This is a genomic window from Burkholderia metallica, from assembly GCF_001718555.1.
GTDB lineage: Bacteria > Pseudomonadota > Gammaproteobacteria > Burkholderiales > Burkholderiaceae > Burkholderia > Burkholderia metallica.
The window spans coordinates 1318177-1342596 of sequence record NZ_CP013401.1; the positions used below are offsets into that span (position 1 = coordinate 1318177).

Here is a 24420-nt window from a genome sequence, read left to right on the forward strand (position 1 = left end):
AGGGGGACCGTGACCGGGGCGGAAACGCATCCTCTCTTTGGCACGAGGGTTGGATGCGCGCGAAGTATATTTCGGCGCATGACAATTCGAATCGCCGTTAAACGGCCGTTTTGGGTGCCAATTTGAAGAGACCGGCGCCGCGGCATCGATCGTCGGTATTTTGAAAGATTTTGCGCGGTGACGATGCCGGTGTTTAGCGCGCCAGGGCAGCCAGACCGCCGCGTTAACGGAGAGGCGGCGACGGCCTGTCGACCGATGGTGCGAACCGCGACGCTCGATCGGGTGCCGGGATGCGCCGGATGGAGTGCGTCTGCTCAGTTCGCGTCGCCGGCCGCATCGCGCACCGCTTCGAGAAACCGCGCGACGACGGGCGACGGCGGCACGGCCGCCCCGTCGAACACGAACTCGATGTCGAAGCGGCTCGCGAGTTCGTCGAGCGCGACGAGCCGGACCGTGCGCGGGCAGGTCTGCGACGCGCTTTCCGGCACGAACGCACAGCCCATCCCAGCCGCGACGAGGCCGATCAGCGTCGGAATGTCGCTGCCGACCTGCGCGATGCGCGGCGTGAAGCCGGCCTGCTCGCACTGCGCCATCAGGAACCGGTGGTGCGCGGCGGAGCGCTGCGCGTCGAACCAGACGAACGGCTCGTTCGCGACGTCGGCCAGCGTGCGCGGCGCGGCGGTGCGGCCGCCCGGCGGCGCGGGCATCGCGAGCACGAAGCGGTCGCTCAGCAGCCGCACGCCCGACAGGTGCGGCGCTTCGTCGCGACGCCACGCCATGATGCCGCCGTCGATCTGGCCGCGCACGAGCGCGCTCGCCTGCTCGGCCGACAGCATCGGCGCGATCGACAGCTTCACGTCCGGGCACGCGTCGCGAAACGCCTTGAGGACGTTCGCGACCACGGGCAGCGGCAGGCAGTTCGGCAATGCGCCCAGCCGCAGCTCGCCCAGCTGGCCGGCCGCGCTGCGCAATGCGCGCTCGCGGCTGTCCTGCAGCGTCGCGAGCAGGGCGGTCGCGTCCTGCAGGAAGCTCGTGCCGGCCGGCGTGAGCGTGACGCCCGTCGCGCGGCGCACCAGGAGCGGCGTGCCGATCGCGTCCTCGAGTTCGCGAATCTGTCGCGACAGCGTGGGCTGGACGATGCCGGCCGCACGGGCGCCGGCCATCACGCTGCCCGCCTGCGCGACGGCGACGAAGTAGCGCAGGTGACGCAGTTCGATCTTGCGCATGCGGGATGTACTCCGGTCCGTTGATATACCTAGAAAGCATAGCAAACGCCATTCGATGGTATTGGAAAGCATGAGCGCCGTGCCGTACGATGACCGTCACGCCCCGCCCGCGCCGGCGAGTCGCGCGCTTTCTTCGTTTTCTCCATTCCTTTCGATCCCGTCGCCATGCCGCTTCATATCCCGACCCCTTATATCCGCTCGCAAATCGCGTCCCGCCGGCTCGGCAGGACCATCCGGCTGAAGCTCGATGCGCTGCAGCCGTCGGGCTCGTTCAAGCTGCGCGGCATCGGCGCCGTGTGCGAAGCGCGACATGCGGCCGGCGCGCGGCGCTTCGTGTCGTCGTCGGGTGGCAATGCCGGTATCGCGGTCGCGTATTGCGGCCGCGAACTCGGCGTGCCGGTGCGCGTCGTCGTGCCGGAAAGCGCGTCGGCGCGCGCCCGCGAGCTGATTCGCGTCGAGGGCGCGGAACTCGTCGTGCACGGTGCGAGCTGGGCCGAGGCGAACGCGTTCGCGCAGTCGGCGCTCGGCGAGCACGACGCATTCGTGCATCCGTTCGACGACCGCATGCTGTGGCAGGGCCACGCGACGATGATCGACGAGATGGCGGCGGTCGGCCCGAAGCCCGACGCGGTCGTGCTCGCGGTCGGCGGCGGCGGGTTGCTGTGCGGCGTGCTCGAAGGGCTCGCGCGCAACGGCTGGCACGACGTGCCGGTGGTCGCGGCCGAAACGGAAGGCGCCGACTGCTATGCGCGCTCGCTCGCGCAGGGGCGCGCGGTCGAATTGCCGGCGATCACGAGCATCGCGACGTCGCTCGGCGCGAAGCGTCCGTGCGATGCGGCGCTCGAATGGGCCGCGCGGCACGCGATTCATCCGGTCGTCGTGTCCGATGCCGACGCGGTGGCCGCGTCGCTGCGATTCCTCGACGAGCACCGGATCGTCGTCGAGCCGGCATGCGGTGCGGCGCTGGCCGCGCTCGAGCGGCCGGTGCCCGTGCTCGAGTCGGCGGCGGATATCGCGGTGATCGTCTGCGGCGGCGTGACGGCGACCGTCGAGCAGATGCAGACGCTGCGCGCCGAATTGCGCTAGTTGGGGCGAGCGGGTCAAGCAGGCATGCGGTGTGACGGCCGGGCGGCCGTCGATCATCGCAAACGGCGAAATCGGGCGCGCAGGTGCGCCGCGAAGCGCCGACGCGATGTCGGCGACACGGGCAGGTAGCCGGCAGTGCGGAATTTCCGGTAACGAATGACGGGGAAGGGTGCGTATCGTCGCGCGATGCCGGCTGCGGCCGGGGCGCGACGATACGGGCGGCCGGTCAGTTTGCGGCCGGTGCGGACGATGCGACTGGATGGGCAGCAGCCGGCGCGGGCGATGTGCTCGACGGTGCGGATGCCGGTACGGGGGCCGATGCGGCAGATGCGGGCGCAGGCGCGGTCGGCGCGGGTGCCGGTGCCGGCGTCACAGCGGCGGGCGCTGAAGCGGCCGGTGTTGAAGCGGTCGGCGCTGAAGCGGCCGGTGTCGATGCCGCTACGGCAGGCGGCGATGCCGGGCCGGAGGCCGATGTCGGCGCGGGAACCGACGCCGGTGTCGATCCCGGTCCCGAGGTCGCTGCATGCGCGCCAGCGAGTGCAGGCGCCACAGCCGGCACAGACGCCGACGATGCTCCCGAAGCCGGCGCAGCAGCCCCTGAACCCGACGTGGCCGCCGGTACGACAGCACGCATCCCGACGGGCGCCGCCACGGCCGCCCCCGCGACCGGCACCGCGTTCACACCCGACTCGGGCGCGACGGCCGGCAGCGAAAGCGGCACCGGCGCCGCGGGTGGCGTCGGCACGACCGGCGTCGTCATCTTCATCGGCTCACCCTGCGGCGTCGGCGCGGGCTCGGGCAGCGGCGTGACCGGTTCCTTCTCGGCGGCCTTGACGGTCGCGCGGTCGCGGCGGGCCGGATCGATCTTCAGGAAATGCTCGACGAGGTTGAAGAAGCGCTCGTAAAACACGCCGGCGGGAATCGTCTCGCTGGCGGTCTTCACGAGCGCGTCGTCGCTCGACCCGATCGGCAGCGACAGCGAGCCGAACACGCTGAGGCCGACGCTGGCCGACGTATTCGACTTCTTCAGCGTGTAGCGATCCTGCACCGCGTTCACGTACGCGATGCTCGACGAGCCGTCCGCGGTCGCGTCCGCACACACGACGTGAAACTCGATCACGACGTGCATGTCGTTGTTCGGCTGGAAATTCTTGCTGCCGTCGACCGCATCGTTGCGCGACGACGACACCACGTAGCCCTGGCTCAGCAGCGCGCGCCGCGCGGCCTCGCAGGCCGCGTCGGATTTCGAATGGAACGTGTGCGCATACGGGCTGGTGGTCGCGTCGAACTGTTCCTGCTGATAGATCGGCTTGGGCGGCGACGAACACGCCGCCAGCACGGTCGCGGCCGCGAGCGCGCACGAAACGGAAAACAGGCGAAATCGGGTGTGCATGGCGTCTTTCAGAAGGCTTGGCGAGCGCGCGCGCAACGGCGGTGCGTGGATGAAGCGCGCGGCAATCTCGTAAGGCCGGGGCGTCATTATAGTTTCGTTTGATGTCGCGCTCGCTTCAGTCGGCCGGCACGCCGCGTGCGGCGGCCAGCAATTGCGACGTCAGCGGATGGTGTTCGCCGCGCCGCGAGCGGATCGCGTGGATCTCCTCGGTCACGTCGCCCGCGCGCCCGAGCCGCCTGAGCCCGCGCAGCAGCGACGCGTCGTTCGCGCCGAGTTCGCTCAGCGGAAACACGCCGAGGCCGCGCGCCGCGAACACGGCCATCAGCGCGCTGTCCTCGAACTCCCCGGCCACACGCGGCACGATCCGTTCGCCTTCCAGCCACAGGTCGAGGCGCGCGCGCAGCGCGGAATGGGCGGTCGGCAGCAGCACGGGCAGGTCGGCGAGGCACTGCGGAAACTGCTGCCGCGCGGCCGGCGTGACGAGCGTTGCGGGGCCATACCAGTCGACCGGCGACGCGACGAGCCGCTCGCTCGTTACTCGCAGGTTCGACCCCGACGGCGCACCCTGGCCGGCCAGCACCAGATCGAGGTGATGCAGCGCAAGCTCCGCGAGCAGCGCATCGTGCTCGCCCTCGTGGCACAGCAGCCGCAGCGTCGGCGTATCCAGCACGGGCGCGAGGATCGCGTGCGCGGCGAGCTTGGAGATGCCGTCGGCGAGCCCGACCGCGAGCCGGACGGTCGGCCGGCTCGCCGCCGCGCGCACTTCGTCGGGAATCAGCCGCCCGAGCTCGAAGATCGCTTCCGCTCGCGCAAACGCGGCCTGGCCGGCGTCGGTCATCGCGACGCCGCGCCCGGCGGGGCGCAGCAACTGGTGCCCGAGCGCCTTCTCGAGCTCGCGCACCTGCGCGCTGATCGTCTGCACGGCCATGTCGAGCCGCGCGGCCGCGCGCGCGAAGCCGCCTTCCTTCACGACGACCCAGAAATAGTACAGATGTCGGAAATTGAGCATCGGATCGTAATTTCGGAAAAACCGAACCAAAACTCAGATTCTCGCTGATTTTTACGAAGTTCGCGGCGGCATATCATCTGGCTTTCCACTTTCGCATCGGCCCATTCATGGACTACCTGCTGACGCTTGCCGCCGACCCCGCCGTCTGGGCCGCGCTCCTCACGCTCGTCGTGATGGAAGTCGTGCTCGGCATCGACAACCTGATCTTCATCTCGATCCTCAGCAACAAGCTGCCCGAAGCGCAGCGCGCCCGCACGCAGCGCCTCGGTATCGCGCTCGCGCTGGTGATGCGCCTCGCGCTGCTCGGCAGCGTCGCGTGGATCGCGAGCCTCACCGAACCGGTGTTCGCGCTGTTCGACCATGCGTTCTCGTGGCGCGACATGATCCTGCTGTCGGGCGGCCTGTTCCTCGTGTGGAAGGCGACCACCGAGATCCATCACCACGTGTCGCACGACGGTGACGGCGCGGGCGGTGCCGGCGGCGCGGTCGGCCTGACGATGTGGGCCGCGATCGGCCAGATCGTGATGCTCGACATCGTGTTCTCGATCGACAGCATCGTGACCGCGATCGGCATGACCGAACACGTGCCGATCATGTTCGTCGCGGTGATCGTCGCCGTCGCCGTGATGCTGTTCGCCGCGCAGCCGCTCGCACGCTTCATCGACCGCAACCCGACCATCGTGATGCTCGCGCTGTCGTTCCTGGTCGTGATCGGGATGACGCTGATCGCCGAAGGGTTCGGTTCGCACGTGCCGAAGGGTTACATCTACGCGGCGATGGCGTTCTCGGCCTTCGTCGAAGGGATGAACATGCTGGCGCGGCGTGCGAAGGCGAAGCGCGCGGCACGCACGCAAGGCCACTGAACCACCGCGCGTGACGCCGGCCGCGGCCGGCGCGCGCGCATCGTACGGAATCCGGACGACATTCGCCCGGAAAGGAGAGACGCGATGAAATGCCCTGTCTGCAAGACGCCCGACCTGCTGATGGCCGAGCGCCAGTCGATCGAGATCGACTACTGTCCGACTTGCCGCGGCGTGTGGCTCGATCGCGGCGAACTCGACAAGCTGATCGCCCGCGAAACCGATGACGCGCCGGCACGCCGCGACGCCGCACCGGCGTCGCCCGATGCGTCCGCGCAGCGCGGCCGCGATGATGGCTGGGGGCGCGACGGCCGCACGCACGACGACCGTTACCGGCACGACGGCCGGCGTCGCAAGAAGTCGGTGTTCGACCTGTTCGATTTCGATTGAAGCCACCGGCGCCGCCGCGTGCCGCGTGTCGTGAAACAAGCCCCGCACAGGCGTTGCCTGGCGGGGCTTGTTCATCGTCGGTACGGCATCGGGCCGTACCGCAGCGAGACGCTCATGCGTCGCCGGCTTTCACGTCGATACGGCGCGGGCGGGTTTCTTCGCGACGCGGAATCGTCAGCGTGAGCACGCCGTCTCGCAGGTTCGCGTCGATCCGCGACGTGTCGAGGTCCGCGCTCAGCGCGAACGTGCGCTCGAAGCGCGGCGCGCGAACTTCCGCATGCCGCACGCGCAACTCGGCCGGCGTGTCGATGCGCGCTTCGGCTTCGATCGTCAGCGTACTGTCGTGCACCTTCACGTCGAGGTTTTCCCGCGGCACGCCGGGCAGGTCGGCGCGCAGCGTCACGCACTGCGAATCTTCGACGATGTCGACGGCCGGCACGATCGCGGGCCGACGCGCTGCGTCGTCTGCGGTGGCGGTGGCGGTAGCGCCAGCGGCCGCGGACGGGGTGCCGGACTGGCGTTCGGTCAGGGTCTGGCTCGTATTCATGTCGTTCTCCTGAAGGTGATGCCGAGGTTACTGGACGGTGATGGCGCGCGGCTTCGATTCTTCGCGACGCCCGACGCGAATCAGCAGGCAGCCGTTTTCGTAGCGGGCGCTGACGTTGTCGGGATCGGCGTTCTGCGGCAGCTCGACCACGCGGCGGAACTTGCCGTGAAAGCGCTCCTGCGCATACGTGCGCACGTCGTCGCCGGCTGGCTGCGGCACGGGCTTGCGCTCGCCGCTGATCGTCAGCAGATCCTTGTCGATCGATACGTCGAAGTCCGCCGCGGCCATGCCGGGCGCGAACGCGACGATCTCGATCGTGTCGTCGGTCGCGCCGATGTTCAGCGCGGGGAATGCGCTCGGCCGGCCCGCGCGGATGCCGGTCGGAAGTCCGCCGAACAGGCCCGCCATCTGGCGCTGGATGCGGGCGAATTCGTCGAACAGGTCGTTGCCGAAATAGAGATCGCTCATGATGGTCCTCCTGCACGTGAAGCGCGGAATACGCGACGGGCGCCGACGGCACGGTGCCGCGCGGGGTTCCGCTGGATCGAAGCGGGGCGGTGCCCCGGCACCGCGTAATTAGAGGTCGCCGAAACGGATTTCAAGAGGGGAAATCGCACGCCGCATCGCCGCGGCGCGACGCTGCGAATCGATGCCAATCGATGCGACAATCCCCGCGCATCCACTGACCACGGAGACCGGACGCACATGGACATTCAACGTATCGCGATCGTCGGCACCGGCGTGATCGGCGCGAGCTGGGCCGCCTTCTATCTGACGCAGGGCTTCGACGTCGTCGCGACCGACCCGGCGCCGCAGGCCGACGCGCGGCTGCGCGACGCGCTCGCCGCGTTTCTCGGCGACCGGGCTGCCGACCTGTCGGTGCGGCTGTCGTTCGACGCCGATCTCGTGCGTGCGCTGGACGGTGTCGATTTCGTGCAGGAGAACGGCCCCGAGCGGCTCGACGTGAAGCGTGCGCTGTACCGGCAGATGGACGACGTGCTGCCCGCGCACGTGCCGATCGCGTCGAGCTCGTCGGGCCTGAAGATGTCCGAAATCCAGACCGCGTGCGCGAAGCATCCGGAGCGCTGCCTGATCGCGCACCCGTTCAATCCGCCGCACCTGATCCCGCTCGTCGAGCTGGTCGGCGGCGATGCGACCGGCCCGGACGTGATCGCGCGCGTGAAGGCGTTCTACGATGGGCTCGGCAAGCAGACCATCGTGCTGAACAAGGAGATGACCGGCCACGTCGCGAACCGGCTCGCGGCCGCGCTGTTCCGCGAGGTGTATCACCTCGTCGGCGAAGGCGTCGTGAGCGTGGCCGATGCGGACAAGGCCGTCGCGTGGGGCCCCGGGCTGCGCTGGGGGCTGATGGGGCAGTGCCTGACCTATCACCTCGGCGGCGGCGCGGGCGGGATCGCGCACTTCCTCGAGCACCTGTCGGGGCCGATCACGAGCTGGTGGGACGACCTCGGCACGCCGTCGTTCGATCCGGCAGTCGATCGCAAGCTGAACGACGAGTTGCGCGCAATTCAGGGCGAACGCTCGATACAGGAACTGGCGGCGGAGCGCGACCGGCTGCTCGTCGAACTGATCGACGCGCGGCGCCGCAGCTTCCTGCCGTGATCCGCACCCGCCGGCGCGGCTGGGCCGGCTATTGCTGCGACATCGCCTCGTGGGCGGGCGGCGTCTGGGCCAGCCACGCGGGGTTCGTGGCCTGCACGAGTTCGCGGTTGCGCGCGCGCGTCGCCGCGTTCGGCGGGTAGTTGCCGTCGTTCGTCGGCAGTTCGCCGTCGAGATAGGCCTGCTTGAGCTGGTCAATGACTTCCGCGCGCGTCAGCCCCGGTGCGGGGGCCGACGTGTCGGTCTGCGCAAAGGCGGGGGACAGCACGGCGGCTGCGGCGGTCGCGACGGCGAATCGCAGGATGTTCTTCATGGTGGGCTCCGGTCAAGGGGACGGGGTATCGGAGGCACGCAGCGAGATGCGATGCGTTCCGACGGGAGCCCATTGTCGCGAGCGGGCGCTGCGCGGACGATGACGCGTTCCGGGCAAAGCTGTCAGGTGCGACGCACGCGCCCGGGCGCGCGATACCGTTACAACTCGGCCGCCGCCGTGATCAGCGTGGCTTCGAGCGCAAGCGTCGAGCGCGACGCGGCCGCCGGCCGGTCGATCACGTATTCGAGTTCGCCGAGTTCGGGCAGCCCCGTGTCGAGCCGCGCGAGCCCGGCCGGGATCACGTAGCCGGCGAACGCGCTGACGCCGAGCCCCGCGCTCGCGGCGGCGCGCAGCACCGCGACGCTGCTGCTCACCACGGCGATCCGGTACGGCCGCCCGATGGCCTCCAGCGATTCGAGCACGCGACGGCGCGACACGCTCGGCTCCGGATGCATCGCGAGCGGCAGCACGGCTTCGTGGCCGGTGATCCGCGAATCGGGGCCGGTGCACCAGTACAGCGGCTCGCTGCGGATCACGCGGCCGCGCCGGCTGCCGGCGATGCGTTTCGCGAACACCAGGTCGTGCCGCCCTTCGTCGAGCGCGTCGAACAGGTCGCCCGACAGCCCGGTCGAGATCGCGAGCTCGACATCCGGATTGCGCTGCACGAAGCTCGCGAGCGCGGCCGTCAGGTGCGCGGACGCAAAATCCTCCGACATCGCGAGCCGCACCTTGCCCGACAGCGGCGGCCCGCATACCGACGTGACGGCTTCGTCCATCAGTTCGAGAATGCGCACCGCGTAGCGGAACAGCGCGTCGCCGTGCTGCGACAGGTGCACGTTGCGCGTGTCGCGTTCGAACAGCGGCCGGTCGAGCAGCTCCTCGAGGCGGCGGATGTGCTGGCTGACGGTCGACTGCGACAGGCTCACGCGCTCGGACGCGGCGGTAAAGCTGCCGGACTGGGCGACGGCGACGAAGCTGCGCAGCAGCTCGGGCGGTAACGGGCGCATTGCTAAATCCACTGAATCGGTTTCGACAACTTCATAAATGGCCGGATGGCGCGGCGCTAGTATCGGATCACGCGCCGGTGCAGCCTCTGCGAACGGGAGCTGCCGGACGCGTAGCCCGTGTCGCGCCGCCGGCTGTATCGGTCAGTCTAAGCCATCCGGCGTCCGGCCCGAAACCGCATCATCCCATCGACCCCGAGAACGTGCTCGCACGACGAGCCGCCGGGCCGCGGCGCACCGCCGCAGGAGACGAGTCCGCGCACCGGATCGGCGTGCGGCGCCGGCTTCCGCACGCGTTCGGCGCCCGTCACGAAGAGACTGGAGACGACTCATGATCATCTACGGAACCGCGCTGCTGGCGTTCTGCCATCTGGCCGGACTGTTCCTCGGCGACCTGCTCGGCAGCGCGATCGGCGTGAAGACCAACGTCGGCGGCGTCGGCATCGCGATGCTGCTGCTGATCTGCCTGCGCCTGTGGCTGCACCGCCGCGGCTGGCTGCCGAAGGAGACCGAGGCCGGCGTCGGTTTCTGGGGCGCGATGTACATCCCGGTGGTCGTCGCGATGGCCGCGAACCAGAACGTCGTCGCCGCGCTCAAGGGCGGCCCCGTCGCGCTGCTGGCCGCCGTCGGCGCGGTCGCGATCTGCGCATGCTGCATCGCGGTACTCGTGCGCACCGGGCGCGACGACACGGCCTTCGCGGGCGTGCCGCAATTCGAAGAACAGTGACGGAGGCCGCCATGCTGCAGATGCTCGAAAAAACCGTCGCCCACAACGGGCTCGTCGCGTCGTTCGCGCTGGTCGGCCTGATCATGTGGATCTCGTCGCTCGCGTCGCGCAAGCTCACGTTCGGCCGCGTGCACGGCTCCGCGATCGCGATCGTGATCGGCCTCGCGCTGGCTTACGTCGGCGGCGCGTTCACCGGCGGCGAGAAGGGCCTCGCCGACGTGCCGCTGTTCGCGGGCGTCGGCCTGATGGGCGGCGCGATGCTGCGCGATTTCGCGATCGTCGCGACCGCATTCGAAGTGCAGCCGGCCGAGGCGCGCAAGGCCGGGCTCGTCGGCGTCGTGTCGCTGCTGCTCGGCACCGTGCTACCGTTCATCGTCGGCGCGTGCATCGCACGCGCGTTCGGCTATACCGACGCGGTCAGCATGACGACGATCGGCGCGGGCGCCGTCACCTATATCGTCGGGCCCGTCACGGGCGCGGCGATCGGTGCGAGCTCCGACGTGATCGCGCTCAGCATCGCGACGGGGCTCGTGAAGGCGATCATCGTGATGGTCGGCACGCCGGTCGCGGCCGGCTTCATGGGCCTGAAGACGCCGCGCTCCGCGATGATCTTCGGCGGCCTGGCCGGCACCGTCAGCGGCGTGAGCGCGGGGCTCGCCGCGACCGACCGCCGGCTCGTGCCGTACGGCGCGCTGGTCGCGACGTTCCATACGGGCGTCGGCTGCCTGCTCGGCCCGTCGCTGCTGTTCTTCACGACGCGCGCACTGGTCGGCGCATAGACCCGGACGATGTACGGCCCGCGTGCGGGCCGCATCCATCGCGGCGTCCTCTGAGTCGCATTCGTCAACATCATCAATCGGCGGCGGCGCCAGGCTTAGAATGCCGCTGAACCATCGAAGCGGGAGAACTGTTCATGACGGGATGGAATCACGCGCGGCAGGCGCGCGATGCACGCCTCGCGGCCGGCGCGGCCTTCGCGCGGGGCAAGCGGGTCGATGCGCGCGACACCGTCGCGTTGCTCGAAGCGGTGCTGCGCCCCGGCGACCGCGTGTGCCTCGAAGGCGACAACCAGAAGCAGGCCGACCTGCTCGCGACGGCGCTCGCCGACGTCGACAGCGCGAAGATCCACGACCTTCACATGGTGCAGTCGGGCGTCGTGCTGCCCGAGCATCTCGACGTGTTCGAGCGCGGCATCGCGAAGCGTCTGGACTTCGCGTACTCCGGCCCGCAGTCGCAGCGCATCGCGAAGCTGCTGTTCGGCGGCAAGATCGCGCTCGGCGCGGTGCACACGTATCTCGAACTGTTCGCCCGCTACTTCATCGATCTCACGCCGCAGGTCGCGCTGATCGCCGCGGTCAGCGCCGACGCCGACGGCAACCTGTACACCGGCCCGAACACCGAAGACACGCCGACCGTCGTCGAGGCCACCGCGTTCAAGGACGGCATCGTGATCGCGCAGGTCGACCGCATCGTCGACAAGGTGCCGCGCGTCGACATCCCGGGCGACCGCGTGCATTTCGTCGTCGAGGCCGGCCGGCCGTTCTACGTCGAGCCGCTGTTCACGCGCGACCCGGCCGCGATCACAGAAACGCAGATCCTCACCGCGATGCTCGCGATCAAGGGCATCTACGAGCCGTACGGGATCAAGCGCCTGAACCACGGGATCGGCTTCAACACGGCCGCGATCGAGCTGCTGCTGCCGACCTACGGCGAGAAGCTCGGGCTGAAGGGCAAGGTCTGTTCGCACTGGGCGCTCAATCCGCACCCGACGCTGATCCCCGCGATCGAGTCGGGCTGGGTCGAGCAGATCCACTGCTTCGGCTCGGAAGTCGGGATGGACGACTACATCCGCGCGCGCTCCGACATCTGGTTCACGGGCCCCGACGGGTCGCTGCGCTCGAACCGCGCGTTCTGCCAGACGGCCGGCCTCTACGCGTGCGACATGTTCATCGGCTCGACGCTGCAGATCGACCTGTCCGGCCATTCGTCGACGGTCACGGCCGAGCGCATCGCCGGCTTCGGCGGCGCGCCGAACATGGGCAGCGACGCGCGCGGCCGGCGCCATCCGAGCGAGCCGTGGCTGAAGGCCGGCGCGCAGGCCGACCCCGACACGCCGGCGGCGCTCCGGCGCGGCCGCAAGCTGGTCGTGCAGATCGGCGAGACGTTCGGCGACAAGAACGTGCCGATGTTCGTCGAGAAGCTCGACGCGCTGAAGCTCGCCGACAAGCTGCAGCTCGACCTCGCGCCGATCATGGTCTACGGCGACGACGTCACGCACATCGTCACCGAGGAAGGGATCGCGAACCTGCTGATGTGCCGCGACAAGGACGAGCGCGAGCAAGCGATCCGCGGCGTGGCCGGCTATACGGAAATCGGCCGCGGCCGCGATCGCCGGATGGTCGAGCGGTTGCGCGAGCGCGGCGTGATCCGTCGCCCGGAGGATCTCGGCATCGATCCGCTCGACGCCGACCGCCGCTGGCTCGCCGCGCGTTCGATCAAGGATCTCGTGCACTGGTCGGGCGGCCTCTATGCGCCGCCGGCGCGGTTCCGCAACTGGTGAGGAAGAGGGCATGGAACAGTTGAACTATCGCTTCACCGCGCGCGAACGCGCGAAGGGCGACGAGGCCGCCGCGCTCGTCGGCGTGGTGGCCTCCGGCAATCTCGAGGTGCTTGTCGAGCGCGTGCTGCCGGGCAACGCATGCGAGATCGACATCCGTACCGCGGCGGTCGGTTTCGGCGCGGTATGGGAGGCCGTCGTCACGGATTTCGTCGAGCGGCGCGCGCCGGGCGGCCTGAAGCTGTCGATCAACGACGGCGGCGCGCGGCCCGACATGGTGTCGCTGCGGCTCGCGCAGGCCGTGCGCGCGATCGAGGGGGAATCGGCATGAACGACGTCAACGTCAGTCGCGACGCACCGGCGTTCGTCGCGAATGCGGCGAGCTGGTACGAGGCATCGGCGCGGCAGCGCATCGACGGGCTGCTGGATGCGGGCAGTTTCGGCGAATTCCTCGGCCCGGCCGAGCGCGTGACGAGCCCGCACCTGCCGCTGTTCGACCTGCCGCAGCAGTTCGACGACGGGATGGTGGTCGGCCACGGCCGGCTCGACGGCCGGCCGGTGTTCGTCGCCGCGCAGGAAGGCCGCTTCATGGGCGGCGCGTTCGGCGAAGTGCACGGCGCGAAGCTCACCGGGCTGCTGCGTGCCGCGCGCGAAACCGGCACGCCGGTGCTGATCCTGTTCGATACGGGCGGCGTGCGGCTGCAGGAAGCGAACGCGGGCGAACTCGCGATCGCCGAGATCATGCGCGCACTCGTCGAAGCCCGCGCGGCCGGCGTGCCGGTGATCGGGCTGATCGGCGGGCGCGCGGGCTGCTACGGCGGCGGCGGGCTGCTCGCCGCGTGCTGTTCGGCGCTCGCGGTGTCGGAGCAGGGGCGCATCAGCGTGTCCGGCCCCGAGGTGATCGAGACGAATCGCGGCGTCGAGGAATTCGACTCGAAGGATCGCGCGCTGATCTGGCGCACGATGGGCGGCAAGCATCGGCGGCTGATCGGCGCTGCGGACCGATATGTCGCCGATACCCCGGATGCGTTCCGCGCGGCGGCGCTCGACCTGATCGGCCGCGCGCCGGCGTTCGACGCGGCGATGCTGCGTGCCGAACAGGCGCGCCTCGAAGCGCGCGTCGGGCGGTTCGGCGCATGCAAGGATGCGCTCGACGTGTGGCGCGCGCTCGGGGCCGACAAGCCGGAAGCGATTCCCGGGATGCCCGACGATGAATTCGCGAAACTCGCTGACCAGTTACAGGAGCCGAAATGAATCGCCCCCTACGCTCACGTTGTTCGCTACGCGTCGACTGCGCGGCTGACTCTTGCGGCCGGCTGTGCGGGTGCGCGGCGATGCGCCGCGCATTCCCCGTGACGCCCGTTGCGGCAGCCCGGCGGGAGGCAGCATGACGCTCGATGAAATCCTGAACGCGCTGTTTCCGAAAGGCCATTCGATTGCGCGAACCGGCGGCCTGCTGACGGGCCATGCGGAACTGGCCGGCACGCGTGTCGACGTGATCGGCGTGGCCGACCGTTCGCCGTTCGGCATCGACGAGGCGCTGACGCTCGCGGCGCGCGTGCTCGACACGGTCGCGCGTGGCGGCGACACGCCGATCCTCGTCCTCGTCGACAGCGACAGCCAGCGGATGAGCAAGCGCGACGAACTGCTCGGCCTGAACGAAGGGCTGTCGCATCTCGCGAAGTGCCTGATGCATGCGGATCTCGCCGGGCACCGGACGATCGGCGTGCTGTACGGCCACACGGCCGCCGGTGCGTTCATCGCGACCGCGCTCGCGACGCGCACGCTGCTCGCGGTGCCGGGCGCCGAGCCGGAGGTGATGGACCTGCCGTCGATGTCGCGCGTGACCAAGCTGCCGATCGACGTGCTGAAGGAGATGGCGCGCTCGACGCCGGTGTTCGCGCCGGGGCTCGACAACCTCGTGAAGATGGGCGCCGTCGACGCCGTGCTCGATCCGGCCCGCGCGCTCGACGCGCAGGTCGGCGAATGGCTGGCCAAGCCGGTCGACCGTATCGACCGGCGCGCCGCGCGCGGCCGGCCGGTCGCCGCGGATGTCGCCCGGCGCGTCGAGGCGCTCGCGCGTGCCGCACGCTGAGCTGCCGCTGCGCCGCCACACGCTCGTCACGCTGACGGCGGCGGGGTGGGGCGCGGCATTCGCGCGCGATCCCGCGCTGGCGGGCGATCCGCTCGTGCGCGCATGGGCCGGGCGCGGCTGGCCGCTGATCGTGCGTCGCGCATCGCCCGACGAGGTCGATGCCGGCCGCGTGCCGCTCGGCCTGCCGCTGCCGCCTTCGGCGGGCAAGCGGCGCATCGCATTGAACGCGGCCGCCGACGCGCTCGCGACGGTCCGCCCGTTGCCCGCATTGCCTGACGTGCTTGCAGCCGCGCCCGACGCGTGGCGCGCGCCGCTGCGCGAACTCGACGCGCTCGGCGCGCGCTGCGGCGTGCAGGGCCGCGTGTTCGGCAGCCTCGCATGGCAGGCGCTGACGGGCGAGCGCTACCTGAGCGAGTCGTCCGATCTCGACCTCGTGTTTCCGCTGCCGGATGCCGGATCGATCGCACCGCTGCTCGACGGCCTCGCGGCGCTCGACGCGCGCGCGCCGATGCGCATCGACGGCGAACTGCTGCGCGACGACGGCGCGGGTGTGAACTGGCGCGAACTGCATGCGCGGCAGTCGGAAGTTGCGGTCAAGACCGCGATCGCCGTCGAACTGATGCGGGCCGACGCATTCACCGGAGGCGCGCGATGAGCGCGTGGGCCGCCTGCCGCGTCGCGGCGCCGCTCGAAGCCGAGCGCCTCGCCGAACTGGCCGAGCGCAGCCTCGTGCTCGAAATCGACACCTATCCGAAGCCGGGGCTCGTCAGTCATGTCGATACCGGCAGTCATGCGGATATGGATGCCGCGACGTTCGCCCGCAGCGCCGCGGTGCTGCGCCCTTACTTCGCCGAGTTGGCCGACGCGGGCGCGCGCGATGCGGACATGGCCGTGCTGCGCAAGATCGGCCTGCGCGCCGAGCACGCGATGCTCGCGGCGACGGGCGGCGTCAATACGCATCGCGGCGCGATCTTCGGGCTCGGGCTGCTGTGCGCGGCCGCGGGCCGGCGCGCGGTGCCGGGCGCCGTGCCGGACGGGATGACGCTCGGCGCGTTCGTGTCCCGCCGCTGGGGGGCCGACATCCTCGGCGGCCCGCGCCTGCCCGACAGCAACGGCGAACGCGCGAGCCGCCGCTACGGCGTCGGCGGCGCGCGGCGCGAGGCGGCCGACGGTTTCACGACCGTTTATGCGGTCGGACTGCCCGCGCTGCGTCGCGCGCGGCGCGACCTGCCCGGCGACCCGGAAGCCGCGCGCGTCGACGCGTGCTTCGCGCTGATCGCCGCGCTCGACGATACGAACCTGCTGCACCGGGGCGGCCAGGCCGGCCTCGACTTCGCGCAGGCGACCGCACGCGCGTTCGTCGCGCGTGGCGGCGTGCGTGCGCGCGACTGGCGGCTGCGCGCGGCCGCCGCGCATCGTGCGTTCGTCGCGCGCCGGCTGAGCCCGGGCGGCGCGGCCGACCTGCTCGCGATGAGCGTCTTCGTCGATGCGCTCGAAATCGACGAGGGCGCGCGATGACGCTCGCCATCCTCTGTTCGGGGCAAGGCGCGCAGCGCGCCGACATGTTCGATCTGACCGGCGCCGTGCCGCAGGCCGACGCGCTGTTCGCGCATGCCGGCCGGCTGCTCGGCGACGATCCGCGCGCGTGGGTCCGGCAGGCCGGCCCGGACGCGCTGCGCGAGAACCGCGCCGCGCAGATCCTCTGCACGGTCCAGGCGCTCGCGGCCGCCGCGCTGCTCGATGCGGTGTGGCCGCGCCGGCGCTGCGTGGCCGGCTACAGCGTCGGCGAAGTCGCGTCGTGGAGCGTCGCGGGGATGATCGAGCCGCGCGCCGCGCTCGACCTCGCCGATGCGCGTGCGCGTGCGATGGACGCCGCGAGCGGCGGCGACGAGCGCATGGTGTTCGTGCGCGGCCTGACGCGCGCGCAGCTTGCGCGGTTGTGCGACGGCCGCGATGCGGCGATCGCGATCGCGAACCCCGGCGACGCGTTCGTGGTCGCCGGGCGGCAGGCCGATGTCGATGCGGTAGCCGACGCCGCGTCGCGCGACGGCGCGCTGCGCGTCGCGCCCGTGTGCGTGCGGATCGCGTCGCACACGCGCCGGCTCGCCGCGGCGGTGCCGATGTTCCGCGCGTCGCTCGCCGCGACGCCCGTGCGGCGACCGCTGCCCGGCACGCGGCTCGTTTCGGGGATCGACGGCGCGTCGGTGCTCGACGTCGACGCGGGCCTCGACAAGCTGGCGCGGCAGATCGCGGAGCCGGTCGAGTGGGCGGCCTGTCTTGCCGCGTGCGTGGAGGCCGGCGCGACCGCGTTCCTCGAACTCGGTCCCGGCCGCGCGCTGGCCGAGATGGCCGCCGGCGCGTATCCGGCGCTGCCGGCGCGCAGCCTCGCGGATTTCCGTTCGGTCGACGGTGTGGCGAGCTGGCTCGCGCGCGTCGCGGCGGGCTGATCGACGGCGTGAAAAACGGGCTGTCATCCGCTTACCGCGCACCGGTTTTGCGCTGTGTGTTGCGCCGGCGCAGCAGCGTCGCAGCCGATGCTTGTCACGCGAATTGGCATCGCTACAATGGCGCCCGCCATGAGACCCGCCGCCTTCCTTCTCGCTGCGCTCTGCTGCGCGGCGAGCGCCCACGCCAGCCATATTCCGTCCGACGCCGCGTCGGTCGGCACGTACTTTTCGTATGACAACGCGGCGGCCGACACGACCGTCGATCTGATCGACCACGCGCAGCGCCGCGTGCTGCTGGCCGGCTATATGCACCTGCCGCCGGCGGTCGCGAGCGCGCTGCGTGCGGCCCGCGCGCGCGGGGTCGAGGTGCGTGTCGTGCTCGTGCGCTCGCCGCGCGCGGGCCGTTACAGCGGCGCCGGCTATCTGAAATCGTCGGGTGTCGACGTGGCGATCGATTCGCGGCACGGCGATCCCGCGCCGCGCTTCGTGATCGTCGACGACAGCGTCGCGCTGACCACGCTGTCCGACGGCGCGGCCGCGCATGCGGAAACGGTGAACGTGTTCCAGCGCGCGCCCGAGCTTGCGCAATCCTATGCGCAGTCGTTCTGGCGGCTGTATCGGCAGGCCGCCGGCCTCTGACCCTTTCCCGCGGCGCCGTGCGCGCCGGTGTGACCCTGCTTGCATCGGCACGGCCGATGAACCATGCTCGTCGACAGGCGCCGGCGCGGTGTTCGCGCATCCGGCGCAACGGCAGGGAGCCGATCGTGTTCGAGTGTTTCGTCGATCGCGCCGATGCCGGCCGCCAGCTGGCCGGCGCGTTGCGCGACTACGCGGGGCGTGGCAACGTCGTCGTGCTTGCGTTGCCGCGCGGCGGCGTGCCCGTCGCGTATCCGGTCGCTCGCGCGCTGCACGCGCCGCTCGACGTGCTGGTCGTGCGCAAGCTCGGCGTGCCGCACGATCCCGAGCTCGCGATGGGGGCGATCGCGACGGGCGGCGCGATGCATCTGCAGCGTTCGGTGCTCCGCGCGATGAACGTGACCGATGCGCAGCTTGCCGACGTGATCGCGCGCGAGACGGTCGAACTGCAGCGCCGCGAAGCGCTGTATCGCGGCGCCGCGCCGCCGCTGCCGGTCGACGGGCGCATCGCGATCGTCGTCGACGACGGCGTCGCGACCGGCGCGTCGATGCGCGTCGCGCTGCAGGCGTTGCGCGAGCGTCGCCCCGCGCGGATCGTGGCGGCCGCGCCGGTCGCGCCGGCAGGCGCGCGGCATGCGTTCGACGATCTGGCCGACGCGTTCGTCACGGTGTCGCTGCCGCTGCCGTTTCTCGGGATCAGCCAGTTCTACGCGCACTTCGAGCAGACGAGCGACGACGAGGTGCGCGCGTTGCTCGACGCAGCGCGCCCCTGATGCGGGATCACGTCCGCCGGCTGCGGCGCGGGCGAGGGCGTCGACTTTCGGCCCGTGCGAACACGTGCTGCAGCATCGGATGCACATTGCCTCGCCAGCGCGCCCCGGTAAACAACCCGTAGTGATCGCAGTCGTCGACGTCGAAGCGGTAGCGCTCGTCGTCGGCGAGGCCGCGGCACAGGTCGAGCGCCGCATGCGTCTGGCCGGCGCCCGTGACCGCGTCGCATGTGCCTTCGACGGTCAGCAGCGTGGCGCCGCGCAGCGCGGCCGGCTCGACGCGCCGGCCGCCCACGTCCCACGTGCCGAGCGGCAGGCTCGTGCGCTGGAACACGATGTCGACCGTATCGAGGAAATATTCGGCCGGCATGTCGAGCAGCGCCGTGTATTCGAGCAGCGCACGCCGTGCACCGGCGACGCCGGTCGTGTCGAAGCGGGACGCGGCCAGCGCGTACGCCTCGATCAGCGACAGGAAGCGCTGCGGGTACATGAGCGCGATCTCGCCCTGCTGCAGATAGGTCGGGAACACGTAGCGGCCGTGCCCCGCGAAGCCGGGCGGCACGATGTCGATCAGGTGGCGGCGGCACCAGCCGAGCGAATGCGTCGCGGCGGCGGTGCCGAGCGCGCTCGGATTGCGGCGCGCGTCGAGCGGGCCGCCGATCAGCGTGACGCTGGCGGGCGGCGCGAGGCCGCGCGCGGCGCGCAGCGCGAGCGCACCGAGCGCCGGCACGGTCGCCTGGCACACGGCGACGACGTGCAGCGGCCGGTCGTCGTGCGCGAGCCCGTCGATGAAGCCGTCGAGCGTCGCGACGTAGTCGTCGAGCCCGAAGCGGCCCGACGCGAGCGGGACGTCGCGCGCATTGCGCCAGTCGGTCACGCAGACGTCGCCGTCCGCAAGCAGCGTCTCGACGGTTTCCCGCATCATCACGGCCGCATGCCCGGCGAGCGGCGCGCACAGCAGCACCGTGCGCCGCGCGTCGGCATGCGCGAAGCGCCGCAGGTCGCAGAATGGCGTGCGCGCGACGACGTGCTCGCCGACGTCCGGCCAGCCGATGTCGAAACGCGGCGGCTCGTTCCGAGGCCCGAGCAGCGGCTCGAACAGGTCGTCGTAGCACGACGATGCGGTACGCGGCAGCGTGGCCGCGGGCCACGCGTCGAACGCGTGCCGCGTCGCCGCGCGCCACGCGCGCATCCATTCCCGCTGCTGCTCGACGAGGGCATACCACATGGCGGACCTTGGGGCGTAAGGGGCGTGAACTTGCATTATGGTCACTGTGGCCGCACAACGTTAGCGTCGCGGGCGGCCGGCGCGATGCGCATCGCGCGCACCGTCGCGAAAGCCGGCCGCGCACGCTCCGCCACGTCGCCACGTCGCCACGCGGTCGCGTGGCCGCCGCCGTCGGGAGCCGGCGCTAGGCGATGCCGCGCGGCGCTGCTACAGTCGTCGGTCCCAGTCCCTCAAGCGGAGCGTTTGCAATGAAACTGATCGGCATGCTGGATTCCCCGTTCGTGCGCCGCGTCGCCATCTCGGCGCAGCTGCTCGACCTCCCGTTCGAACACGAGTCGATCTCGGTGTTTCGTCATTTCGACCAGTTCAAAGCGAGCAACCCGGTCGTCAAGGCGCCGACGCTCGTCACCGACGACGGCGCGATGCTGATCGATTCGTCGCTGATCGTCGACTATCTCGACCACCGGGTCGCGCCCGAGCGGCGCCTGCTGCCCGACGCCGTCGATGCGCGGCTGCGCGCGCTCGTGCCGGTCGGCTTCGCGCTGGCGGCCGCCGAGAAGACCGTGCAGATCGTCTACGAGCAGGCGCTGCGTCCGGCCGACAAGCAGCACGCGCCGTGGATCGAACGCGTGCTGAGCCAGCTCGAGGGCGCATACGGCGCGCTGGAGCCGCTCGTCGCGGCCGCAAACGGCTGGCTCGGCGGGGCGCGCCTGCTGCAGTCCGACGTGACGGTCGCGGTCGCGTGGCGCTTCACGCAGTTCATGGCGGCCGATTACCCGGTGCTCGCGCGGATCGATCCGGCCCGTTATCCGGCACTGGCCGCGCATTCGGCGCGGGCCGAAGTGCTGCCGGCGTTCGTCGCGACGCCGCTCGTCTAGGCGCAGGCAGGGGCGACCGCACACCGCGCGCCGTCGGTCGCCGCGCGTGGTCCGGCAAGCCGCCGCCGATTGTTCGCGGCGGCCGACAAGTGACTTCGCATTCGCGCTGTTTATCCGCAAGCGCCCGGTCCCTAGAATCCACTCCATCGAATCATGCATTGCCTGATGGAGCCGATGATGAAAGACCTGATCGAATCGAGCCTGTACCACCCGTCCGTCGTGTTGCCGCTTGCCGCGCTGACGCAGTTGATGGTCGAGCGCGATTTCAATCTCGGTCAGATCGGGCTGATCGTCGCGGCGCGCGGTGCGCAGGCCGCCGTGTCGCGCTCGCGGGCGCTGATTTTCTGCCGTCACTGCGAAGCGCAGGCATGAAGCGGCTCGCGGCGCATGGATAAAAAAATGCCCGGCCGGCGCAAGCCGGTCGGGCGGATCGGGTTCGATCGGGCCCCGGCTTCGGCCGGGGCTTTTTCTTGGGCGACGCTCAGGCGCGCGCCGGCGTTGCGACGCCGTACACGTCGGAATCGTCGTCCTGTTCGCGCAGCTGGCGCACGAGCTGATGGGCTTCGCGGCGCGTCGCGACGGCCGGCGGCGAGCCCTTCAGCGGCTGGCGCGCGGTTTCCGCGAGCGCGACGACCGACACGATGCCGATCACGGCGGCGCCCATCATGTAGTACGCGGGCATCATCAGGTTGTGCGTGATGTCGACGAGCCACGCGGTCACGAGCGGCGTCGTGCCGCCGAACAGCGACACCGACACGTTGAAGCCGATCGCGAGCGCGCCGTAGCGGATTTCGGTCGGGAACAGCGCCGGCAGCGCCGACGGCATCACGCCGGTGAAGCACGACAGCAGCACGCCGAGGATCAGCAGGCCGCCGAACACCGAGGCCGTGGTGCCCGTATGGATCAGCAGCAGGGACGGGATCGACAGCACGAGCAGGCCGACGCAGCCCGCGAGCATCACCGGCTTGCGGCCGACCTTGTCCGACAGGCGGCCGGCGGCGAGCGTCAGCGGCATCATCAGCACCATCACGATCAGCACGAGCACGAGGCTGTGCGATTCGTCGAAGTGCAGCGTCGACGACATGAAGCTCGGCAGGTACGACAGCACCATGTAGTCGGTCACGTTGAAGATCAGCACGAGGCCGACGCACAGCAGCAGTGCACGCCAGTTGCGCATCAGCGTGTCGCGAAAGCGCGCCTTCGGCACGGCCTTGTCCTGCGCTTCGCGCTCTTCGGCCTGGCGCTTGAACGCGGGCGTTTCTTCCAGCTTCATCCGGATGTACAGACCGATCAGGCCGAGCGGGCCCGCGATCAGGAACGGCACGCGCCAGCCCCACGACAGCAGCGCTTCCTGCGACAGCGACGCGGTGAGCAGCGCGACGACGCCTGCGCCCATCACGTAGCCGATCAGCGTGCCGAACTCGAGGAAGCTGCCCATGAAGCCGCGGCGCTTGTCGGTCGAGAATTCGGCGATGAAGGTGGCCGCGCCGCCGTATTCGCCGCCGGTCGAGAAGCCCTGCACGAGGCGGGCGACGAGCAGCAGCACGGGCGCCATGATGCCGATCGACGCGTAGCTCGGGATCAGGCCGATCGCAAAGGTGCCGGCGGCCATCATGATCATCGTGGCGGCGAGCACGCGCTGGCGGCCGATGCGGTCGCCGAGCGGGCCGAACACCATGCCGCCGAGCGGGCGCACGAGGAACGCGGCCGCGAACGTGCCGAAGGTGGCGAGCAACTGCGCGGACGGGCTGCTGGACGGGAAGAACACCTTGCCGAGCGTGACGGCGATGTAGCTGTAGACGCCGAAGTCGAACCATTCCATCGCATTGCCGATGGCCATGGCGCTGACGGCGCGCTTGAGGAGGCTCTGGTCGACGACGGTGATGTCGTCCGCGGCGAGCGGGGCTTTGCCGGACGGCGAAGCGGTGGAAGAGGCAGCGGTCGGGCTGACGTGTGTTGCGGTCAAGGTCATGCACTCCTTTGACTGCGCCGAACGGGCGAGCCGTCCGACACGGTTTGCCGGCGAGCGCGGTGTCGTGTGCGGCGCGTCGGGGCAGACCATCGAGCACCTACTGCACAAACGGCGGTAAAGGGCCACAAGGGGCTGCTTCGACGCGGGCCCGATGGGCCGGCGCGACAGTGCGCTCAAGAAGAATGGGCCGCGTGATGCTGGCGGCAGATGCCGGTGCGGACGATGGGTCCGGCGTTCCGGCAACGCCCCGGAGGGGCAACGAAACGAGAAAAGCGGGCCTGTCGGGCGGGCTTTCCTGTGGGTGCGATTTCGGTGGAACGGCCGGCCCGCAACGCGCGGACGGACTTTCGTCGAAATCGAATAGACAGAGATTGAATGTTGAAACAGGCGACATGATAGCACGATGACTGACGATCGTGCAAATTGCCGGGAGTCGCCCGTCTGGCGGGGCGTCCGGCGCAGCCGGCTCGGGTATGATCGGCCGCGCGCGGCGGGGCCGTGCGGCCCCCGGCGACCGGGGCGAATCGACGAGGAACCGGATGACCGAACTGATCAGGATCGCGGCGCTGTTCGCCGCTACCGCGCTGGCCGAAATCGTCGGCTGTTACCTGCCGTGGCTCGTGCTGAAGGAGGGCCGGCCGGTGTGGCTGCTGGTACCGGCCGCGCTGTCGCTCGCGCTGTTCGCGTGGCTGCTGACGCTGCATCCGAGCGCGGCGGGGCGCACCTATGCCGCGTACGGCGGCGTGTACATCGCGGTGGCGCTGGTGTGGCTGCGGGTGGTCGACGGCGTCGCGCTGACCCGCTGGGATGTGGCCGGCGCGGTGCTCGCGCTCGGCGGAATGGCGGTCATCGCGCTGCAGCCGCGCGGGTAGGCGCGGCCGCGGCGCGTGTCGTGCGCTGCGTGCGGCGCGTCAGGCCGCTTCGGCGGCGTCCGGATCGGCCGACTGGCGCCACACGCAGGTGCCCTTGACCGACTTGTCGAGCTCGTCGAGCTGCGCCTGGTGCGCGGCGAGTTCGTCGTCGCTCGGGGCCAGCACGATCAGGTCGAGCGCCGTGAGCGACACGCGCTGGCCGTTCCCCGCGCCGCCGTCGGCGCCCGCGTCGTCGAGCATGTCGATCACGAGGCTGTCCTGGCCGCGCGTCATCGCCAGATACACCTCGGCGAGCAGCTCCGAGTCGAGCAGTGCGCCGTGCAGCGTGCGGTGCGCGTTGCTGATGCCGAAGCGGTCGCACAGCGCGTCGAGCGAGTTGCGCTTGCCGGGGAACATCTGCTTGGCCTGCACCAGCGTGTCGATCACGCCGCCGCAATGTTCGGTGAACGGCGGCATGCCGAGCCGCGCGAATTCGGCGTCGAGAAAGCCCAGGTCGAACGGCGCGTTGTGGATGATCAGCTCGGCGCCCTTCACGAAGTCGAGGATCTGGTTGGCGACTTCCGCGAATTTCGGCTTGTCGCTGAGGAATTCGGTCGTGAGGCCGTGCACTGCCAGCGCGCCCGGATCGCTGTCGCGCTCGGGGTTCACGTAGAAGTGCAGGTTGTTGCCGGTGAGCCGCCGGTTCAGCAGCTCGACGCAGCCGATTTCGATGAGGCGGTCGCCCGTGCGGGCGTTCAGGCCGGTGGTTTCGGTATCGAGAATGATCTGGCGCATGTCGGGAAATACGTAG

General features: G+C 70.5%; 28 protein-coding genes. 18 read left to right on the plus strand and 10 right to left on the minus strand.

Features of this window, described 5'->3' with window-relative positions:
- Positions 1-314: 314 nt before the first annotated feature.
- Positions 315-1226 carry a LysR family transcriptional regulator gene (locus tag WJ16_RS05955; RefSeq protein WP_069256265.1) on the minus strand — a complete coding sequence of 304 codons (912 nt, stop codon included), beginning with the start codon at positions 1224-1226 and terminating at the stop codon, positions 315-317.
- Between the two features lie 165 nt (positions 1227-1391).
- Between WJ16_RS05955 and WJ16_RS05960 the strand changes: the two genes are divergently transcribed.
- Positions 1392-2312: a pyridoxal-phosphate dependent enzyme gene (locus tag WJ16_RS05960; protein WP_069256266.1), complete on the plus strand. Its 921-nt coding sequence runs from the start codon at positions 1392-1394 to the stop codon at positions 2310-2312.
- A 226-nt stretch (positions 2313-2538) separates the two neighbouring features.
- Here the strand turns inward: WJ16_RS05960 and WJ16_RS05965 are convergent, their stop codons facing one another.
- Together WJ16_RS05965 and WJ16_RS05970 are read right to left on the minus strand one after the other, a co-directional pair.
- Positions 2539-3705: a DUF2242 domain-containing protein gene (locus WJ16_RS05965; protein ID WP_069256267.1), complete on the minus strand. Its 1167-nt coding sequence runs from the start codon at positions 3703-3705 to the stop codon at positions 2539-2541.
- 115 nt (positions 3706-3820) lie between these two features.
- Positions 3821-4714 carry a LysR family transcriptional regulator gene (locus WJ16_RS05970; protein ID WP_069256268.1) on the minus strand — a complete coding sequence of 298 codons (894 nt, stop codon included), beginning with the start codon at positions 4712-4714 and terminating at the stop codon, positions 3821-3823.
- Between the two features lie 107 nt (positions 4715-4821).
- Between WJ16_RS05970 and WJ16_RS05975 the strand changes: the two genes are divergently transcribed.
- Together WJ16_RS05975 and WJ16_RS05980 are read left to right on the plus strand one after the other, a co-directional pair.
- Positions 4822-5577, plus strand: a complete 756-nt coding sequence (locus tag WJ16_RS05975; RefSeq protein WP_069256269.1) for a TerC family protein — start codon at positions 4822-4824, stop codon at positions 5575-5577.
- 84 nt (positions 5578-5661) lie between these two features.
- The gene (locus tag WJ16_RS05980; protein WP_069256270.1) at positions 5662-5964 is read left to right on the plus strand and encodes a TFIIB-type zinc ribbon-containing protein; all 303 of its coding nucleotides are present in this window, start codon (positions 5662-5664) and stop codon (positions 5962-5964) included.
- Positions 5965-6076: 112 nt separating this feature from the next.
- Here WJ16_RS05980 and WJ16_RS05985 read toward each other — a convergent pair whose 3' ends face one another.
- Positions 6077-6511, minus strand: a complete 435-nt coding sequence (locus tag WJ16_RS05985; RefSeq protein ID WP_069256271.1) for an Hsp20/alpha crystallin family protein — start codon at positions 6509-6511, stop codon at positions 6077-6079.
- Between the two features lie 27 nt (positions 6512-6538).
- Positions 6539-6979 (minus strand): Hsp20/alpha crystallin family protein, encoded by a 441-nt coding sequence (locus WJ16_RS05990; RefSeq protein ID WP_069256272.1) that lies wholly within the window; start codon positions 6977-6979, stop codon positions 6539-6541.
- A 237-nt stretch (positions 6980-7216) separates the two neighbouring features.
- Between WJ16_RS05990 and WJ16_RS05995 the strand changes: the two genes are divergently transcribed.
- Complete coding sequence (locus tag WJ16_RS05995; protein ID WP_069256273.1) at positions 7217-8134, plus strand: 3-hydroxyacyl-CoA dehydrogenase NAD-binding domain-containing protein; 918 nt, start codon at positions 7217-7219, stop codon at positions 8132-8134.
- 28 nt (positions 8135-8162) lie between these two features.
- Here WJ16_RS05995 and WJ16_RS06000 read toward each other — a convergent pair whose 3' ends face one another.
- Complete coding sequence (locus tag WJ16_RS06000; protein ID WP_069256274.1) at positions 8163-8444, minus strand: DUF4148 domain-containing protein; 282 nt, start codon at positions 8442-8444, stop codon at positions 8163-8165.
- Positions 8445-8602: 158 nt separating this feature from the next.
- Complete coding sequence (locus tag WJ16_RS06005) at positions 8603-9451, minus strand: LysR substrate-binding domain-containing protein (protein WP_069256275.1); 849 nt, start codon at positions 9449-9451, stop codon at positions 8603-8605.
- 328 nt (positions 9452-9779) lie between these two features.
- On the opposite strand from WJ16_RS06005, the gene madL reads away from it, so the two are divergent.
- The 11 genes from madL to WJ16_RS06060 all read left to right on the plus strand — a co-directional run bounded on the left by madL (position 9780) and on the right by WJ16_RS06060 (position 18683).
- Positions 9780-10175 (plus strand): malonate transporter subunit MadL, encoded by a 396-nt coding sequence (madL, locus tag WJ16_RS06010; protein ID WP_034186756.1) that lies wholly within the window; start codon positions 9780-9782, stop codon positions 10173-10175.
- A gap of 11 nt (positions 10176-10186) precedes the next feature.
- Entirely contained in the window at positions 10187-10954 is a 768-nt protein-coding gene (gene madM / locus WJ16_RS06015; RefSeq protein WP_069256276.1) for a malonate transporter subunit MadM, read from the plus strand.
- Between the two features lie 134 nt (positions 10955-11088).
- On the plus strand, positions 11089-12735 hold the full coding sequence (mdcA, locus tag WJ16_RS06020) for a malonate decarboxylase subunit alpha (protein ID WP_069256277.1): 1647 nt from the start codon (positions 11089-11091) through the stop codon (positions 12733-12735).
- Positions 12736-12745: 10 nt separating this feature from the next.
- Positions 12746-13063, plus strand: a complete 318-nt coding sequence (mdcC, locus tag WJ16_RS06025; protein ID WP_069256278.1) for a malonate decarboxylase acyl carrier protein — start codon at positions 12746-12748, stop codon at positions 13061-13063.
- The gene (locus WJ16_RS06030) at positions 13060-13986 is read left to right on the plus strand and encodes a biotin-independent malonate decarboxylase subunit beta (RefSeq protein ID WP_069256279.1); all 927 of its coding nucleotides are present in this window, start codon (positions 13060-13062) and stop codon (positions 13984-13986) included. The genes mdcC and WJ16_RS06030 overlap by 4 nt, the downstream gene beginning before the upstream one ends.
- A 133-nt stretch (positions 13987-14119) precedes the next feature.
- A complete protein-coding gene (mdcE, locus tag WJ16_RS06035; RefSeq protein WP_069256280.1) occupies positions 14120-14827 on the plus strand; it encodes a biotin-independent malonate decarboxylase subunit gamma in 708 nt (235 codons plus the stop codon).
- Entirely contained in the window at positions 14814-15482 is a 669-nt protein-coding gene (gene mdcG, locus WJ16_RS06040; protein ID WP_069257969.1) for a malonate decarboxylase holo-[acyl-carrier-protein] synthase, read from the plus strand. The genes mdcE and mdcG overlap by 14 nt, the downstream gene beginning before the upstream one ends.
- A complete protein-coding gene (gene mdcB, locus WJ16_RS06045; protein WP_069256281.1) occupies positions 15479-16345 on the plus strand; it encodes a triphosphoribosyl-dephospho-CoA synthase MdcB in 867 nt (288 codons plus the stop codon). Before mdcG ends, mdcB begins: the two co-directional genes overlap by 4 nt.
- Complete coding sequence (locus WJ16_RS06050; RefSeq protein ID WP_069256282.1) at positions 16342-17274, plus strand: acyltransferase domain-containing protein; 933 nt, start codon at positions 16342-16344, stop codon at positions 17272-17274. Before mdcB ends, WJ16_RS06050 begins: the two co-directional genes overlap by 4 nt.
- A 117-nt stretch (positions 17275-17391) precedes the next feature.
- The gene (locus WJ16_RS06055) at positions 17392-17913 is read left to right on the plus strand and encodes a phospholipase D-like domain-containing protein (RefSeq protein WP_069256283.1); all 522 of its coding nucleotides are present in this window, start codon (positions 17392-17394) and stop codon (positions 17911-17913) included.
- 125 nt (positions 17914-18038) lie between these two features.
- Positions 18039-18683, plus strand: coding sequence for a phosphoribosyltransferase (locus tag WJ16_RS06060; RefSeq protein WP_069256284.1), 645 nt, complete (start codon positions 18039-18041; stop codon positions 18681-18683).
- A 7-nt stretch (positions 18684-18690) separates the two neighbouring features.
- Here the strand turns inward: WJ16_RS06060 and WJ16_RS06065 are convergent, their stop codons facing one another.
- Complete coding sequence (locus tag WJ16_RS06065; RefSeq protein WP_069256285.1) at positions 18691-19908, minus strand: polyhydroxyalkanoate depolymerase; 1218 nt, start codon at positions 19906-19908, stop codon at positions 18691-18693.
- Positions 19909-20156: 248 nt separating this feature from the next.
- On the opposite strand from WJ16_RS06065, the gene WJ16_RS06070 reads away from it, so the two are divergent.
- Complete coding sequence (locus WJ16_RS06070) at positions 20157-20786, plus strand: glutathione S-transferase (protein ID WP_069256286.1); 630 nt, start codon at positions 20157-20159, stop codon at positions 20784-20786.
- Between the two features lie 165 nt (positions 20787-20951).
- Positions 20952-21158 carry a hypothetical protein gene (locus WJ16_RS06075; protein ID WP_069256287.1) on the plus strand — a complete coding sequence of 69 codons (207 nt, stop codon included), beginning with the start codon at positions 20952-20954 and terminating at the stop codon, positions 21156-21158.
- 109 nt (positions 21159-21267) lie between these two features.
- On the opposite strand, the gene proP is transcribed toward WJ16_RS06075, so the two are convergent.
- A complete protein-coding gene (gene proP / locus WJ16_RS06080; protein ID WP_069256288.1) occupies positions 21268-22758 on the minus strand; it encodes a glycine betaine/L-proline transporter ProP in 1491 nt (496 codons plus the stop codon).
- Positions 22759-23297: 539 nt separating this feature from the next.
- On the opposite strand from proP, the gene WJ16_RS06085 reads away from it, so the two are divergent.
- Positions 23298-23630 (plus strand): YnfA family protein, encoded by a 333-nt coding sequence (locus tag WJ16_RS06085; protein ID WP_069256289.1) that lies wholly within the window; start codon positions 23298-23300, stop codon positions 23628-23630.
- 39 nt (positions 23631-23669) lie between these two features.
- Here the strand turns inward: WJ16_RS06085 and dnaQ are convergent, their stop codons facing one another.
- Positions 23670-24404: a DNA polymerase III subunit epsilon gene (gene dnaQ, locus WJ16_RS06090; RefSeq protein ID WP_069256290.1), complete on the minus strand. Its 735-nt coding sequence runs from the start codon at positions 24402-24404 to the stop codon at positions 23670-23672.
- Between the last annotated feature and the right edge of the window lie 16 nt (positions 24405-24420).